16 protein-coding genes are annotated in these 16,399 nt (G+C 61.3%); 11 read left to right on the top strand and 5 right to left on the bottom strand.

Translation table 11 applies throughout. The features are described 5' to 3' along the window. Window positions 1-357 precede the first annotated feature (357 nt). The 7 genes from C0Z19_RS08385 (at window position 358) to C0Z19_RS08415 (ending at window position 8,114) form a co-directional block, all read left to right on the top strand. Entirely contained in the window at window positions 358-1,851 is a 1,494-nt protein-coding gene (locus C0Z19_RS08385) for an efflux transporter outer membrane subunit (protein WP_233196054.1), read from the top strand. A gap of 45 nt (window positions 1,852-1,896) precedes the next feature. Further along, complete coding sequence (locus C0Z19_RS08390) at window positions 1,897-3,150, top strand: efflux RND transporter periplasmic adaptor subunit (RefSeq protein WP_102609329.1); 1,254 nt, start codon at window positions 1,897-1,899, stop codon at window positions 3,148-3,150. 50 nt (window positions 3,151-3,200) lie between these two features. Continuing rightward, window positions 3,201-3,896: an ABC transporter ATP-binding protein gene (locus C0Z19_RS08395; RefSeq protein WP_102609330.1), complete on the top strand. Its 696-nt coding sequence runs from the start codon at window positions 3,201-3,203 to the stop codon at window positions 3,894-3,896. A 16-nt stretch (window positions 3,897-3,912) separates the two neighbouring features. Then, complete coding sequence (locus tag C0Z19_RS08400; protein ID WP_102609331.1) at window positions 3,913-5,058, top strand: ABC transporter permease; 1,146 nt, start codon at window positions 3,913-3,915, stop codon at window positions 5,056-5,058. Continuing rightward, window positions 5,055-6,233 (top strand): ABC transporter permease, encoded by a 1,179-nt coding sequence (locus C0Z19_RS08405; protein ID WP_102609332.1) that lies wholly within the window; start codon window positions 5,055-5,057, stop codon window positions 6,231-6,233. The genes C0Z19_RS08400 and C0Z19_RS08405 overlap by 4 nt, the downstream gene beginning before the upstream one ends. 102 nt (window positions 6,234-6,335) lie before the next feature. Further along, entirely contained in the window at window positions 6,336-7,370 is a 1,035-nt protein-coding gene (locus C0Z19_RS08410; RefSeq protein ID WP_425330267.1) for a sensor histidine kinase, read from the top strand. Window positions 7,371-7,382: 12 nt separating this feature from the next. Further along, window positions 7,383-8,114, top strand: coding sequence for a LytR/AlgR family response regulator transcription factor (locus tag C0Z19_RS08415; RefSeq protein WP_102609333.1), 732 nt, complete (start codon window positions 7,383-7,385; stop codon window positions 8,112-8,114). 28 nt (window positions 8,115-8,142) lie between these two features. Here C0Z19_RS08415 and C0Z19_RS08420 read toward each other — a convergent pair whose 3' ends face one another. Further along, entirely contained in the window at window positions 8,143-8,976 is an 834-nt protein-coding gene (locus tag C0Z19_RS08420; protein WP_102609334.1) for an oxidoreductase, read from the bottom strand. A 94-nt stretch (window positions 8,977-9,070) separates the two neighbouring features. Between C0Z19_RS08420 and C0Z19_RS08425 the strand changes: the two genes are divergently transcribed. Further along, entirely contained in the window at window positions 9,071-10,045 is a 975-nt protein-coding gene (locus tag C0Z19_RS08425; RefSeq protein ID WP_102609335.1) for an AraC family transcriptional regulator, read from the top strand. Window positions 10,046-10,090: 45 nt separating this feature from the next. Here the strand turns inward: C0Z19_RS08425 and C0Z19_RS08430 are convergent, their stop codons facing one another. Continuing rightward, window positions 10,091-10,855 (bottom strand): SDR family NAD(P)-dependent oxidoreductase, encoded by a 765-nt coding sequence (locus C0Z19_RS08430; RefSeq protein ID WP_102609336.1) that lies wholly within the window; start codon window positions 10,853-10,855, stop codon window positions 10,091-10,093. Window positions 10,856-10,994: 139 nt separating this feature from the next. Between C0Z19_RS08430 and C0Z19_RS08435 the strand changes: the two genes are divergently transcribed. Both C0Z19_RS08435 and C0Z19_RS27920 read left to right on the top strand, forming a co-directional pair. Further along, on the top strand, window positions 10,995-11,912 hold the full coding sequence (locus C0Z19_RS08435; protein WP_102609337.1) for a LysR family transcriptional regulator: 918 nt from the start codon (window positions 10,995-10,997) through the stop codon (window positions 11,910-11,912). 54 nt (window positions 11,913-11,966) lie between these two features. Further along, window positions 11,967-12,449, top strand: coding sequence for a hypothetical protein (locus tag C0Z19_RS27920; protein WP_146012022.1), 483 nt, complete (start codon window positions 11,967-11,969; stop codon window positions 12,447-12,449). Between the two features lie 64 nt (window positions 12,450-12,513). Here C0Z19_RS27920 and C0Z19_RS29005 read toward each other — a convergent pair whose 3' ends face one another. Then, entirely contained in the window at window positions 12,514-13,131 is a 618-nt protein-coding gene (locus tag C0Z19_RS29005; RefSeq protein WP_332882207.1) for a response regulator, read from the bottom strand. Between C0Z19_RS29005 and C0Z19_RS08455 the strand changes: the two genes are divergently transcribed. Then, window positions 13,037-14,164: a sensor histidine kinase gene (locus C0Z19_RS08455; RefSeq protein WP_102609341.1), complete on the top strand. Its 1,128-nt coding sequence runs from the start codon at window positions 13,037-13,039 to the stop codon at window positions 14,162-14,164. The two genes, C0Z19_RS29005 and C0Z19_RS08455, sit on opposite strands and share 95 nt — an antisense overlap. Before the next feature lie 353 nt (window positions 14,165-14,517). On the opposite strand, the gene C0Z19_RS08460 is transcribed toward C0Z19_RS08455, so the two are convergent. Next, window positions 14,518-15,477 (bottom strand): DMT family transporter, encoded by a 960-nt coding sequence (locus C0Z19_RS08460; protein WP_102609342.1) that lies wholly within the window; start codon window positions 15,475-15,477, stop codon window positions 14,518-14,520. Between the two features lie 235 nt (window positions 15,478-15,712). Continuing rightward, window positions 15,713-16,102: a VOC family protein gene (locus C0Z19_RS08465; RefSeq protein ID WP_102609343.1), complete on the bottom strand. Its 390-nt coding sequence runs from the start codon at window positions 16,100-16,102 to the stop codon at window positions 15,713-15,715. Window positions 16,103-16,399 lie beyond the last annotated feature (297 nt).

Raw genomic sequence — 16,399 nt, forward strand, 5'->3', positions numbered from 1 at the left:
CGCATGGGGCGGCGACGAAAGGCGTGTGGCGCCGATGAAATGAAGATCCGGCGCAATCGCACGCGCGCTGTCAACCACAACAATGCGTAGTGGAATGGGATTTTGCGCGCCTGGCATGGCGCTCGAGAACTGCGATGTGGCGCATTAATGCGCTGGCGCCGTTCGATTGCCGAATCCGACTATCGATAAAGGAAACCGGGCGTTATACTCTGTGCCGCATTTCCTTGCCCGATAGCCCGTTTCATTTTTCCTCCGCTGACAATTCGGCGGAATCGTGTCGAATAGCCCCGAATTCGGAATATGGAATACAACGAGCGTGGCCAATTGCGCCGATCGAGGCGCATACCCGAACCGAGCATGCGACGCAGTGGCGTTGCCGCGGCGATTTGGTCGCTCGCGGCCGTGGTGGGCATGCTCGCCTGCGGCGGTTGCGCAGTTGGACCCGATTTCAAGTCGCCGGCCGCGCCGGCGGCGGCCAGCGTCACACACGAGCCGTTGCCTACGCAGACGCAAGCCACTCCGATTGCGGGTGGCGCGGCGCAACGCTTCGATCCGGCGGCGCAGCTTTCGTCGCAGTGGTGGACGTTGTATGGGTCCGAGCAACTCGACCGGCTCGTGTCGACCGCGTTGGGCAATAGTCCGACGATCGCATCGGCTCAAGCCGCGCTGCGCGTGGCGCAAGAGCAAGTCAACGCGCAACGAGGCGGGCTCTATCCATCGGTGAGCGGCAGCATCGGTGCTACGCGCGAGAAGATCAACGGCGCCTCGCAAGGGTTTCCCGGCTTCGGCAATTTCCTGTTTACGCTCTACAACGCGTCGGTGAGTTTGTCATACAACTTCGACGTGTTTGGCGGTGTGCGGCGCGGCATCGAGGCGCAGGAAGCCGGGCGCGACGCTCAACGCGAAGAGTTGCAGGCAACTTACCAGACCCTCGCGGCCAACGTCGTAACAGCAGCCGTCCTCGAGGCCTCGCTGCGCGCACAAATCGCGGCAACCCAAGAGCTCATTGCGTCGGCGCAGCACGAAGTCGATCTGAGCCGCCAGGATTTCGAGCTTGGCGGCGCGGCGCGGTCCGATCTTTTATCGGCGCAATCGAATCTGGCGTCCGTGCAGGCGACGTTGCCGCCATTGCAGCAGCAACTCGCGGCTGCGCGCACCCAGCTCGCCGTTTATCTGGGCCAGCCCCCGAGCGAGTATGGCGAAGGTGCCTTCGATCTGGCTTCATTGCAGTTGCCGCTCGACATTCCGCTGATGGTGCCGTCGGAAATCGTGCGACAAAGACCTGACATCCGGCGCGCGGAAGCGCAGTTGCACGAAGCCAGCGCGCAGATCGGCGTGGCGACGGCGAACATGCTGCCGCAAATCGGCCTTACCGGGAGCTACGGCGATTCGACTTCGTCGTTCCGTCAGCTTTTTTCGAGCAACGTGTTTTCGCTCGGCGCGAACATCGCGCAACCGTTGTTTCAGGGCGGGACGCTGAGCGCGAAGCGCCGCGCGGCGCTGGCCGCCTATGATGAATCGCTTGCCCAGTACCGGCAAACCGTTTTGCTCGCGTTCAAGAATGTCGCCGATGCTTTGCATGCGCTCGATGCCGATGCGCAAACGCTCGCGGCGCAGTATCGTGCGCAAACGGCCGCCGCCGACAGCCTGCATCTGATCGAGCAGCGGTTCGGGCTCGGCGGTGCGAATCACCTCGAATTGCTCGTCGCGCAGCAGCAGTATCAGCGCGCGCGTATCGCCTATGTGCAGGCGCTCGCCGCGCGCTACCAGGATACGGCCGCACTGTTCCTCGCCTTGGGCGGCGATTGGAAGGATGCGGAGCGCGGCGGCGAGGCGGTATCGGCTCGTTAGCGGGCAACGACGAGATCATTCATAGACATCGCGGAAGTCCTTTACATGACCGATAAATCGGAGTTGTTGCGGCAGTTGCGGATCGAGCGCGACGCACGGCCTGCTGAATCCGCGTCGTCCCGACGCCTATGGTGGTGGCTGGCCGGCGTGCTCGTGTTGCTGATTGCGCTCGGGGCGGCGGCCTTCTTTGGGTTGCGTTCCTCCGCGCCCGCGGTGAAAGTCGCGGTGGCGCGCGCAGCGGTGTCGGGCGCGGGCGGTCAAGCGGGGACATCGATTCTCGATGCGTCGGGTTACGTCGTTGCCCGTCGCCAGGCAACGGTGTCGGCGAAAATCACGGGCAAGCTCTCTCAGTTGTTCATCGAAGAGGGCGTACACGTCAAAGAAGGCGATGTCGTCGCCAAGCTCGACGATCGCAACGCCACGGCCGCGTTGTTGCAAGCGAAGGCAGGGGTGACGCAGGCCGAGAGCACGTTGTTGCAGGCCAAGGCGGCAGCGGCCGATATCGCGCCGATTTACGCCCGCGATCGCAAGCTTGCGGCGGCGGGCGTCATCAGCTCGACCGCGCTCGACCAGAGCAAGGCGAATTTCGATGCGAAGCAGACCGATGTGGCCGTTGCGCAGGGCAACCTGGCGGTACGCCGGGCAGCGCTCGAAATCGCGCAGCGCGACCTCGACGATACGACCGTTCGTGCGCCGTTCACCGGTGTCGTGACCACCAAGAACGCGCAGCCCGGCGAAATCGTGTCGCCGCTGTCGGCCGGAGGCGGCTTCACGCGTAGCGGCATCTGCACGCTTGTCGATATGGATTCGCTCGAAGTCGAAGTCGATGTCAGCGAGAACTTCATCAGTCGCGTGCATGCCGATGAGCCTGCCACGCTCAAGCTCAACGCCTATCCTGACTGGAGCATTCCCGCCTACGTGATCGCCGTCGTGCCGACGGCCGATCGCAGCAAAGCGACGGTCAAGGTACGCGTGGGCTTCAAATCGCGCGATCCGCGCATCCTGCCCGAGATGGGCGCCCGCGTGTCGTTCCTGAGCGGTGCGCAAAACGCGGGCAACGGTTCGACGGGCGCGGTCACGTTGCCGCCCGATGCCGTGCAGACGTCAGGTGCGGGCACAGCGACGGGCGTGGTCTACGTGCTGCACGAAGACACGCTCGAGCGCCGCGAGGTCAAACTCGGAGCGCGCAACAGCGATGCACAGACGGTCTTGGCGGGCCTGTCGGCCGGCGAGCGCGTGGCCGTCGGCGATTTCACGAAACTTTCCGACGGCGCGCATGTGAAGGTCGTCGATCGATAAACCGGCAACGGATAGTCGAACCCGGTATCGGGATCGAAGGAGCGAAGCAAATGACTGCCATGGTGTCTTTGAAAAACGTAGTGAAGACGTACACGCGCGGCAAGCAGACAGTCGAAGTGCTGCACCATCTCGATATGCAGATTGCCGACGGCGACTTCGTCGCGTTGATGGGGCCGTCGGGATCGGGCAAGACGACCGTGCTCAATCTGATCGGCGGGATCGATCAGCCGACGAGCGGTGAAGTCGTCGTCGCGGGCGAGCGCATCGATCAATTGCGCGGCGGCGGCCTCGCGCGTTGGCGCTCGAACAACGTCGGTTTCGTGTTTCAGTTCTACAACCTGATGCCGATGCTGAGCGCCGAGCGCAACGTCGAATTGCCGTTGCTGTTGACGTCGTTGTCCAAGAGCGAACGCATGAAGCGCGTGCATGCCGCGCTTGCCATCGTCAATCTGGACGATCGCGCGAAGCATAAGCCGTCCGAGTTGTCGGGCGGGCAGGCACAGCGCGTGGCCATTGCGCGTGCGCTCGTGTCCGATCCGAAGCTGCTTGTTTGCGACGAACCGACGGGCGATCTCGATCGCGCGACGGCCGATGAGATTCTGCATTTGCTGCAGATCCTGAACCGCGAATACGGCAAGACGATCGTCATGGTGACGCACGATCAGAAGGCGGCTGATTATGCGACGCATACGCTGCATCTCGACAAGGGTCGATTCGTCGAAGAGCGGCAAGAGACCGAAGCCTGATGCGAGAGGCTAACCCATGAAATTCATTCCGTTGATATGGGCGATGCTATGGCGCAAGAAGGTGCGCACGTCGCTGACGTTGCTCTCGATCTTGATCGCGTTCCTGCTGTTCGGCATGTTGCAAGGCGTGAACTCGGCGTTCAAGCAGACGATCGAGCGGTCGAACGTGAATCGTCTCGTTGTGACGAACAGGATCTCGATTACCGAGAGCCTGCCCTATGCGTATATGGGGCAGCTCGAGACGATTCCCGGCGTGGAGCGCGTTTCGCATGAATCGTGGTTCGGGCCGTATTACCAGGACCCGAAAAACTTTATCGCCGCGTTTCCGGTCGAGCCTGATCGCGAGTTTCCCGCGCACCCGGAGATGGTCGTACCGAAAGACCAACTCGCCGCGCTCGAACACACACGCGACGGCGCGATCATCGGCGCCGGCCTCGCCAAGAAGTACGGATGGAAGATCGGCGATCGCATTCCACTGCACTCGACGATCTGGGTGAAGGCTTCCGACGGCAACTCCGATTGGGATTTCACGATCGTCGGCATTTATGAGGAGCCGAGCGAGCGCTCGCGCGAAGACGCGATGTTCTTCAACTACAAGTATTTCGACGAGGCGCGCAGTTTCGCGAAAGGCAAGGTTGGCTGGTATATCGTGCAGGTCAAGGACCCGAGCCAGTCGGCGCAGATCGCGCAAGAGATCGACCGCCGCTTCGCGAATTCGCCCGATGAAACGAAGACTCAAACAGAGAAGGAGTTCCAGCAGTCGTTCATGAAGCAGATCGGCGACATCAATCTCATCGTCACTTACATCTTGTTTGCCGTCTTCTTCGCCTTGCTGTTTGCCGTCGGCAGTACGGTCATGCAGGCGGTGCGCGAGCAGGTGCCCGAATTGGCCGTGCTCAAGACGCTGGGCTTCTCCGATACGCGCATGCTCGTGCTGGTGCTCGTGCAATCGCTGACGCTTTCGATTGTCGCGGCGCTGCTCGGCCTCGGGCTCGCCGATCTGATGTTCCCGATGCTGCGCAACACGCTTGGCGTCGTCGACATGCCGGTGACCGTGATTGCGGAAGGCGTGCTGATGGCCGCGCTGCTTGCTGTCGCGACCGGCATGGTTCCCGCTTGGCGCGCCAAGCGGCTCGTCATCGTGGAGGCGCTGCGCTCATGATCAAGCAAATCGTTGCAGTCACGTCGATGAACCTGCGCAGTTTGCCGCAGCGCCTCGGCACGGCCTGGGTCATCGTGATCGGCATCGCGGTGACGGTGGCTGTCATGGTGTCGGTGCTCGCGATGGCCGCGGGTTTTCAACGGACGCTGAAAGGGACTGCACGCGCCGATCGCGCCATTGTGCTGCGGGCCGGCTCGCAAGCCGAACTCGAAAGTACGATCGACCGCCAGAACGCACAGACCATCATGGACGCGCCGGGCGTGCGCAAAGACGAAGCCGGGCGGCCGATCGCTTCGGCCGAGGCCGTCGTTATCGTTGCATTGCCGCAGAAGAAGGACGGGGCCGATGCGAACGTGACGCTGCGCGGCGTCGGTCCGAACGCAATGCGGCTGCGGCCCGAGATGCATTTGATTGCAGGGCGCATGTTCCGTCCCGCCGTGCGCGAACTGATCGTCGGCAAGTCGGCTGTCGCGCAGTTCAAGGGCCTCGAGCTGGGCAGCCGGATTGCTTTTCGCGATTCGGAATGGACCGTCGTCGGGATATCCGAAAGCGGCGGCGATGCGCACGAGTCGGAATTGCAAGGCGATGTCGAGACCGTGCTATCGGCTTACCGGCGCAATGGCTTTCAGTCGGTGACGGCGATGCTCGACTCGGCCGCCGCGTTCGACCGGTTCAAGGGCGCATTGACGACCGACCCGACGCTGAAGGTCGGTGTGCAACGCGAGGCCGACTACTATGCGGCGCAGTCGCGCAATTTATCGAAGCTGTTGAACCTGCTGGCGTATTTCGTGGGCGGCATCATGGCGCTCGGGGCTTGTTTCGGCGCGCTCAATACGATGTATACGGCTGTTTCCACGCGCACGCGCGAGATCGCCACGTTGCGTGCGATCGGCTTCGGCGGGATGCCCATCGTCGTTTCGGTGCTGGTCGAAGCGCTGCTGCTTGCGATCGTCGGCAGTGTGATCGGCTCCGGCGCGGCCTGGGTGTTCTTCAACGGCAATACCGTCAATACGCTCGGCGCGGGTTTCACCCAGGTCGTCTTTCATTTGACCGTCACCGCTTCGCTGCTCGTATCGGGCGTGTTCGTCGCATGCACGATCGGCATGCTGGGCGGGTTGTTGCCAGCGGTGCGAGCGGCCCGGTTGCCGATTGCGACGGCGTTGCGCGCGAGTTGACGCGTGGCGATTCACCAGAGCATCGAGGGCGAGCCTCGCTCGTCCTCGCAGCGGCATAGCGGCCATGAGTGGTTGCGCGGGCTCCGCTTGGCGCCAGAGGCGGTGCCTTTTGCGCGGGGACTCGGTTCGATCCTGTGGCTCGTCGCGTTCTGCAGCCTCATCAGCGTGGGGCTGTGGACCGGGCATCGCAGCGAGCCTTTGGTGCGCTACCTCGTCGTTGGCAACGGCATCGGACTGTGCGCCTCAGCGCTGAGTACGCTGATCGAAAAAGTCGGAGGCGGCCGTTTCGGTCTTGTGTCGCGGGTGTTGTTGATCGCGCCGCTGAGCGTGATTGCGGGTGTCGAGATTGCCGCTTATACCGTGGGCGGCGTGCCCCACCTGCTTGGCCGTGCGCGCCTCGATGCGTGGCTTCACTACGGTACGTCGTTCGTCATCACGAGTGTGGCTTGTGCATTTGGCGTCGTATTTGCTCAAGCAATGCGGATGCGTGCGTCGCTCGAGATGCAGCGCCGCGAGGCGGCAGAGTTGCGACAAGCGGAGACGGCGGCGCGGCTTGCGCTGTTGCAGGCCCAAATCGAACCTCACTTCCTGTTCAATACGCTCGCGAACGTGCAGAGCCTGATCGAGCGCGATCCGAAGCGGGCCGCATCGATGCTCGACAGTCTCAATCGATATTTACGTGCGAGCCTGAAGCGTACGCGCAATGTTGCGTCAACGCTTCAGGACGAGATCGAGCTCGTGCAAGCGTTGCTCGATATTGCCGCGATCCGGCTTGGCGATCGGCTGCGCTATGCGATCGATATCGCAGACCCGTTGCGTTGCCTTTCGCTTGCTCCGTTGTTGTTACAGCCTCTGGTTGAAAACGCGTTGCTGCACGGTATCGAACCGTCGATTGACGGCGGTGAGATCCGCATCGTCGGCCATCGTAGCGGCGATACGTTGACGCTGGATGTGATCGATACGGGTGTCGGCCTCGGCCATAATACGAAGCTGCACGGCGGTGTAGGGCTTGCCAACGTCCGTGCGCGGTTGCATGCGTTGTATGGCGCGCGAGGCCGCATGTCTGTCGCCGCGAATGCCGAGGGTGCGCGTGGCGTAACGGCACGCTTGTCGATTCCTATCGTTCCGAGCCATTAGAGGCTTTTGCGTATGCCTTCCGCCTTGATCGCCGATGACGAGCCGAATCTGTCGGCCGAACTCGCCTCGCGTTTGACGCGTTTTTGGCCCGAATTGCAAGTCGTGTCGATGCCACGCAATGGCGTCGATGCGCTGGCCCAATTGAACGAGAAGCGGCCCGATTTTGCGTTCCTCGATATTCGAATGCCTGGCATCGACGGACTTAAGGTTGCGCAGTTGGCGCCGCAGGTGCGCGTCGTGTTCGTGACCGCATATGACGCGCACGCGGTCGAGGCGTTTGATGCGTCGGCCGTTGATTACCTGCTCAAGCCGGTGACTGACGAGAGGCTGTTGCGTTGCATTACGCGGTTGCAGCAACAAGGCGGCGCGTCGGCGCAGGATGCGGCGACAGTGGGGGCGAGTCTGGCCAAGGAGATGACGCCGATTCGATGGCTGACGGTAGCCGTGAGGGATACGACGAAGCTCGTGTCGATCGACGACGTGCAGTACTTTCAAGCGACCGACAAGTACACCGAAGCAGTGACGCGCGAGCATCGGCATCTGATTCGCACGCCGCTGAAGGAGCTGCTGCCGCGGCTGGACAGCGAGCAATTCGTGCAGATTCATCGCGGCGTGATTGTGGCTTATGCGGCAGTGGATTATGTCGAGCACGATCTACTGGGCAGGTTGCGGATTCATGTGCTTGGGGGCGATACGGTGTTGCCTGTCAGTCGTGCCTACGCGGCGTTGTTCAAGCGGATGTGATGGGGAGGCGGTTCCCCATCGGCGCTCATCAGCCGTCCGTCGACACGGTGATCGCTTCCCACGCATCGATTTCCGCGCTCAATGCAGACAACTTGTCTCGAACGAGCGCGAGTGCGTCGCTACCGAGCAGGAGGTGTTCAGGCGGGTGTTCAGCTGCAATCGCATCCAACATTGCGCGGGCCGCTTTTGCGGGATCCCCCAATTGCCTGCCGCTTTTTTCCACGCGGGCTTGGCGGACGGGATTGAAAATATCGTCGTAATCCGAAATCGACCGTGCGGTTCGCGTCATCGATCGACCTGCCCAGTCAGTCCGAAACGAGCCCGGCGCGACGGCCGTCACGGCGATACCGAAAGGCTTGACCTCCTTACCAAGCGCTTCGGAGATGCCTTCCAGCGCAAACTTGCTTCCGCAGTAGTAAGCGATTCCCGGCATCGTGATGTAGCCGCCCATCGATGTGATATTCAGAATGTGGCCGCGGCGGCGCTCGCGCATAAATGGCAGGACGGCCTTCATCATGGCAACCGCGCCGAATACATTCACATCGAACTGGCGGCGCAATTCCGAGAGCGGTGATTCCTCCATGATGCCCTCATGACCGTACCCGGCGTTGTTGACCAACACATCGATGGGTCCGACGCTGGCCTCGATTTCCGCCACGACGCTGTCGATGGCGTCGAAGGCGGTGACGTCGAGCACACGCCCCCAGGCGGCGTTCGCGGATAAAGACTCGAATTCGCGCTTTGCCTGGGCAGTCCTTACCGTCCCGACGACCTTCTGACCGACCGCCAGCGCTTCCTGTGCGAGTGCGCGGCCAAAGCCGCTGCTGACGCCGGTAATGAGCAGCGTTTTGCTCGATGCCATTGGAGCTTCTCCCGAATTTAGTTTGGAGAGTGCATGCTAATCTGACGAGCAACGCAAATTAAGCCGAATTCCGCTGATTTTCTTGCCTAAAACTATGAGTACGAAACGCGCTTCTTCCGAGCCTGCGGCTCTATCGTCTCGAAGCCGGAAACGTATGATTGCGCTGCTGTGCGCGTTGGCGCCCGACGAAGGCTACAACCTGACGCCCCTGCCGAGCGTCCGCATTCTGCGCTCCAACCGGCCCCTATCGCGCACGCCCGTTCTGTACGACCCAGGCATCGTGATCGTCTGTCAGGGCCGCAAGCGCGGCTATTTCGGCGGCCAGCTCTATCTGTACGACGAGCGTCACTACCTGGCTGTTTCCGTGCCGGTGCCGTTCAGCATCGAAACCGACGCAACCGAAGAGCGCCCATTGCTTGCGCTGTACCTGCACCTTGATTTCGCGCTGGCTGCCGAACTTGCGGAGCAGATCGACCGCGAAGCGGTGGTGCCGGAGCGCGCACCAGCGCCCTATAGCATGATGTCGTCGCCCATGGACGATGCGATGCAAGCGTCCGTGCTGCGCTTCCTCGAAGCGATGCATCGGCCACTCGAAGCTGCCGTCTTGGGCGCCGGGCTGCTGCGTGAACTGTATTTCCGCGTGCTGACGGGAGCGCAGGGGGGCTCGCTGCGAGAGGCGTTGGCGATGCGAGGACAGTTCGGCCAGATAGGTCGCTCACTGCGCATGATTCATGCGGGGTATGCTCGGCCCCTGGACGTAAGGACACTCGCCGACGAAGCGGGGATGAGCATCCCGAGTTTCCATAGCCACTTCAAGGCCATTACGAAGATGTCGCCGATGCAATACATCAAGTCGACACGCCTTCATCAGGCTCGCTTGTTGATGGTGCGCAACGAGCTGACCGCGGAGGCGGCGGCGCACGCTGTGGGTTACGCGAGCCCGTCGCAATTCAGCAGGGAATTCAGGCGCCTGTTCGGCTTGACGCCGGCCGCCGAGGCAAAGCGTATGCGCGAGAGCTTCGCGATGCCGGCGGCATTTGCCGATGCGGCTTATGTCTCGTCGCATTGAATGTTGGGCGATTCGGTGCGATCGAGGCATACGCGCGAGCCACGCTCAGATCTGCTGTTGGCCGCCATCGACGAACAATTCGATGCCGTTCACGAAGCTCGCATCATCCGAGGCGAGGAATAGGGCGGCGCTCGCGATTTCGCCGGGTTCGCCGAGACGTCCCATGGGGATCTGCGCGGCCAGATAGTCGGCGAGGCCTTGTCGCTGCGCGGCGTCGTCACCGGCCAGGTCGAGCAGGCCGGGCGTGCGGGTTGCGCCAGGGCTGATCGTATTCACGCGGATCTGCCGGCCCTTGAGGTCGAGAATCCAATTGCGCGCGAAAGAGCGCACCGCAGCCTTCGAAGCCGAGTACACGCTGAATGCGGCCGTGCCCGCGCTACCGGCCGTCGAACCCGTGAGAATCACCGACGCCCCTTTCGCGAGCAGCGGCAGCGCCTTTTGCACCGTGAACAACACACCCTTCACGTTGCGAGTGAAGGTGTCGTCGAAGTGCTCTTCGGTGATGTTCCCGAACGGCAGCATCGAGCCGCCACCTGCATTGGCGAACAGCACGTCCAGACGGCCTTGTTCTTCCTTGATCTGCGCATACAGCGCGTCGAGCTCGTCCAGCTTCGTGGAATCGGCGCGCATGCCCGTTGCCTTGCCGCCCGCTTCGCGGATGCCCTTGACGGCGGCGTCGAGTTCGGCCTGACGGCGGCCCGTGAGATAGACGTGTGCGCCTTCCGCCGCGAAGCGCTGGGCGGTGGCGAGGCCGATGCCACTGGTGGCGCCGGTAACGAGTGCGATCTTGTTGTCGAGTTTGCGTGCCATGATGCTGCTCCTTTCGTTTGGTGGCATGTCGGCGTTTGGGTGTTGCGTGCTGCGATGTGAGAAGAATATCGACGGCCCGCACATTTCAAAATAGAATTGATTGCAATCAAACGTTGCATAAATGAAAAGATGAGGGCTGATGGCGAAGCTGCCTGATTTCGAGGGACTCGCGATGTTCGCGAAGGTCGCCGAGGAGGGATCGTTCGCGGCTGCGGCGCGCGCGATGGGGGTGTCGGTGGCGACGGTCTCGCGCGGCGTGGCCCGGCTGGAGGAACGGCTGGGCGCGCGGCTCTTTAACCGCACGTCGCGCCAGCTGTCGCTGACCGAGTTCGGCAGGACGATCTGCGAGAAAGCTGGCGAGATCTATCGACAAGCCGAGGAAGCGGAAAGCGCGGCGCGCGAAATGTCGGTGCAGCCGCGCGGGCTGGTGCGCCTGGCCGTGCCGATGTCGTACGGGCTGCGGTGGGTCGCGCCGTTGCTGCCGGGCTTCTTTCGCGCCTATCCTGAGGTGTCGATCGACCTTCATCTATCCGATGCGTCGGTCGATCTGATTGCCGAGGGCTTCGACGCCGCACTACGTATTGCTGCACTACCGGATTCGTCGTTGGTCGCGCGGCGGTTATGCGCGGTGACGCAATTCGTGGTGGCGTCGCCGGAATATCTGCGGCGTGAAGGGCGGCCCACTCATCCGCGCGAGCTGGTGGATCGCCCCTGTCTCTCGTACGCTTATCGCGCGCGGAGCGATGTGTGGCGCTTCACGAACGACGCGGGCGAGGAGGAGCCGGTGATGCCGACCGGCCCCCTACGCGTGACAAATTCCGATGCGCTGTTGCCCACGCTGCTCGCTGGCCTTGCGATTGCGGAGCTGCCCGAGTTCATTGCGGGCGAATATCTGGCCGACGGCCGTCTCGAAGCTATCCTCACCGACTGGTCGCTGACGAAAGGCGGTCTCTACTTTGTCACGCCGTCGGCGCGTGCGCGTCCGGCGAAGGTGGCCGCGCTGTCCGATTACTTCGCCGAACATCTCTCCCATCCGACTTGGCGATGGCCGAAGTGACGTCCGCGACTCCGCTTTTCACCGGTTGGCTTGCGTCCGCATGGATACTTCTGGTTGCATCGATATTGCGTCATCGGAAAACCCTGTCTTTCGGAAAAGGAATTCCGAGGGCAAAAGCGCGAGCATCGACAAGACGCCACTCGCCAGCAGCGTTTGCCAGAAGTCCAAGTTGAAACGGCGTGGAAATCCATTAATGTGCACGCACATAGAGAATGTTCGCTGCCCAGAAAAATCCGGCTTAATCATAGCCGCTTCGATCTTGGTTTCTACGCCGGTCGCATTTACAGCCTATGCGCTGCAAGCTCCGTACTCGTCATAACGACGCTCGAGAACATCGACCTTTACCCGCACGCGGTACAGGCACTCGAGAGCGAACGCATCGAGCGGCAACGCCTTCAGTTGCGGACGGTGCAATTGAACGAAGCGGTCGTCGCCACCCGCCACATTGCGGCGGACGCTCGACCGTTGGTGCTCGATGACCTCGGCAGCATTCCCCTTCCTGACACGCGAAATACTACCGACCGCGTCAGGCGATAGCCGGCCATGACATGACCGGTCGCCCATCAGGACGTCGGAAGCGGTCGCTGACTGCTGGTTCGATTTACGAGTCGTCCGTCGCGCCAGGGCGGACGTGGGACGCTATCGTGGCGAGAACGGCCGGTAGGTCAGCGGGCTTTACAAAGTGGTAGTCGAACCCGGATCGGATCGTTTCGGCCTGCTCGGAAGGCGATGTCAGCGCGGTCACCGCAACCAGCAATGGGAGCGGCGCGGACCGTAAGCGCCGAATCTCCCTTGCAACCGCGCGCCCGTCCATACCGGGCATCTGGATATCGAGTACAACAGCGTCTGGATGCCACCCACAGTATTCCGCAAGCGCGTCCGCCCCATTTCCAGTTGCCCGGGTTTCGTAACCATGAGCGTTGAAAAACAAGGCGTACGCTGCCAACACGCTTGGGTCGTCGTCCGCGATGAGCAAGCGCACGGCGTTTGGGGTAGGCATTATGTTCTCCGAATGCCGTGTTGCGAGCAATAAACGGACCCGAGGCCCGGTAATAAGTTTGCTTATGGACCCGGATTCCGCAACAATGCCTTGTGCGACATCTTTTCCATCCGTGGGGGGAGACATGCGACTGGCTGACTTCATTCTGCGTGACATGGAAACCATTCTGGCGCACTGGGAGGCGTTCGCCGGCACGCTGTTGCCCGCAGCAGCCAACATGCGATCACTGGCCTTGCGCGACCATGCGCAACAGATTCTGGAGGACATAGCACAAGACTTGTCTACCTTCGAGACCCAGGAGGCCCAGTTCGAAAAATCAATCGGGCAGGCACCCAAACCCGAAGGAGCTTTGAAGACTGCCGCACAAACCCACGCACTTTTGCGCGCACGGAGCGGATTTGACATCAACCAGTTGGCTGCCGAGTACCGCGCGCTGCGCGCGAGCGTACTTCGCCTATGGATGGAGGCGTGTCAGCGCGAGGCCCCTCATCTGAATGACGTCATTCGGTTCAACGAGGCCATCGATCAGGCAATCGCCGAATCGATCAGTTCTTTCAGTGCGCAGGTAGATCAGGCTCGTAACCTGTTGCTTGGCATGCTGGGGCACGACATGCGCAGTCCACTGCAGACCATCCAGATGACTGCTTCGTATCTCGCGGCGTTGAACGCCGGCGAGAAGATATCGGTAGCCGCGTCCCGTTTGATCAGAAGCGGCGCTCGCATGCAGGCGCTGCTGGACGACATGCTTGATTTCAATCGCACCCAGCTGGGTCTGGGCATCAACGTCGCGCCGACCGAGGGAGACCTGGCAAAACATCTGACCGATGAACTGGACCTGTTGCGAGCAGTGCATCCTGACCGCCAGATTGATCTGGATGTAGTCGGCGACTGCCACGGTGTTTGGGACGGCCGGCGTTTGCAGCAGTTACTGGGCAACCTGGTTCTGAATGCGATCAAGTATGGAGCGCCGGACGCGCCGGTGCGCGTGTCGGTGACCGCTGACGAAGCGCAAGTCTGCCTGGAGGTAAAGAACAGCGGACCCGCCATTGAGCGCTCAACGCTTGGCCGCATCTTCGATCCGCTCCAGCGAGGCCCGAACCAAACGGAGAGAACTGCCGACAGCAGTCTGGGGCTCGGACTGTATATTGCGCGCGAGATCGCCAAGGCTCACGGGGGCGTGATTGACGCGCGATCCGACGAGAGAGAAACGGTGTTCTCTGTACGTCTGCCCCGTGACAAAAAGAGCACATGATGTAGCGCTGCAAAGTTGAAAGGCTGGAGCCTTACCGACAGCACGTGCGTGCCGTGGCTAGAATTTCCCAATCATTGGCGCTCTGCAAAACTTTCGAAAATCATAATTATTCACCCCCGAACGCCAATATCGGATCGGTCGCTTTCGACAAACCCTGACCTCGCTGTCCCTTCATGGGCACTGCGCCCTACGATGCCGTCGCGCGGCTCGAGTACGCCCGACAACATTCGGTCGGCAGGCCTCGACCCGAAGCGGACGCCCACGCGAGGTGCGCTTGAGCGGCCGATTCCGGATCCGAAGCTGCCGCGCAATAATGCGGCGCAATTCTTAATGCGGCGCATCGCCGTCGCGACTTAACTAGAAACCCGGTTTGACCGTGCTGCCGGTGAATGCAGGACTTTCAATGCTATAACGACTCCGCAGACGATTGCCCCGATGCCGAATGCCTCGTCGAACGTAGGCCACCGATGACTTGCCACGAGCCCGAACGACGTCGCGAATACCGTCTCGGTCACGATAAGCTGGCCAGCAAGTCCGATTGGCAGCTTCTTCGATGCTATCGTCCATGCCCACGAACCACCAATCGATCCTACTGCAGCCAGAACAAGTGAACTCGTCAGAACAAGTCCGAATGACGTCCATTGAATGCCGAGTCTGGTGATATTCAACAGCGACAGTGGTACAGCGATTGGAATAAAAAGCGCAATCTCAAGCGCGCCAGCGATCATCATCATCGCCGTCCACTTGCTCGGGTCCATCGTGGGGCGCTTTCTCAGCGCGTTCCGATTGGATAGGGCGAAGGCTGTCCATAGTGAAACTGCGCCAAACGAGATCGCGATGCCAGCGATGACTCTCGTCGACAAGCCACTAAGCGCCTCGGCCAGCCCGGACGAGTTCACCATCATCAAGCCCAACGTGATGAAGCCCAGAGGGATGCTCAGAACTCTCCACGATGTGGCCTGTGTGCCCCGATTCCCGACAACGGCAAGCACCACGGGTACAGTCGCGACAATCGCCGGCGGGACAATCGGGCCGGCGAAGCGTACCGCTGACATGATCGTTACGAAATAGCCGACATACCCGACAAGGCCTAGCCACGCCGCGACCAGCCAATCCACTAAGGTCGCGTGCGCACCGCGATCCTTGACAGCAATAAAAAGAATGCCCCCCAATATCCCCGAAAGCAGGAACCGCGTAACAGCCAGATCGTAGATGGAGTACGGACCGATCACATAAGGCGCCACAAAATTGAGCGACCAGGAGAATGCCGCGAAAACGGCAGCAAACACACCAATCAGAGGCTGCGCCCGCATTCTTAGCTCCGGAAGTTGATGTCATCAGGCTAGCTGGTGCAGCGCCGTCGACCTTCCGAAAACAACCTTTTTCTTGCCCAGGAACGACAAATTTTGTGACGCCGATCCGGCAGTAAGCGGACCCCAGTGCGGCCGCTTACAACATCAGCGACTCTTGATGGCCGCTTCTTGCCTTTACCCGGCGAAGCGACTTCGAGAGGAACGTTAAGGCGGGATCAGGTTGTACTATGGTGCTTTACGAGGGCCAGGCCGCGTTTTGCATAACGACTCGATATCCATCGGGGTCCGCGAACGTTCGGCCCGACACGTCCCAATAAGGGTTGAACGACGTGACGCGAACGAATCCGCTGTCGACAAGCCGGTCGCATGCCGACTCCCACTCCTCTCGGTCCGGAGCGTAAAACACCAGCAAATCCTCGTGCGTCGGAGAGGCCGTTACCGGGTGTTCGCGGCATTGGGTGAACTCGAAGTGATAGTCCATCCCGGAACGTCCGAGCATCACCCCATCGAACCCCTGATGATCTTGGAATCGTGCCAGCACGACAAGCTTGAGGGCCGCGCAATACATGCTTTCAGACCGGGAAATATCGCTGACAGGCCTGGCGATTCTGAGCTGTGCTTGCATCGATTGGTTATGTCGGTCGTTGGTTTAGGGTATTTGAACATCCGATTCGCGACGATACGTCGAACTAAAATCGTCGACGATTCCCGGCATCTTGTCGAACGGCCGTTTGTGGGCCGACCACACCCCCACGCCGCCGTCACACCGCGCCCGAACCGGCGTACGGCGCCCGTCGTTAAGGGTTATTCGATGCCTGCCATCGGCCACAGGAATGTGACGGTGCCGCCGCGCGTGTGGGCAGGCGTCGAATAAGCCTCGATGGAGGAAACCGCGGAGTGCCCCGAAGCGCTTGAAGTCTTC

The organism is Trinickia soli (genome assembly GCF_002879855.1).
GTDB classification, from domain to species: domain Bacteria; phylum Pseudomonadota; class Gammaproteobacteria; order Burkholderiales; family Burkholderiaceae; genus Trinickia; species Trinickia soli.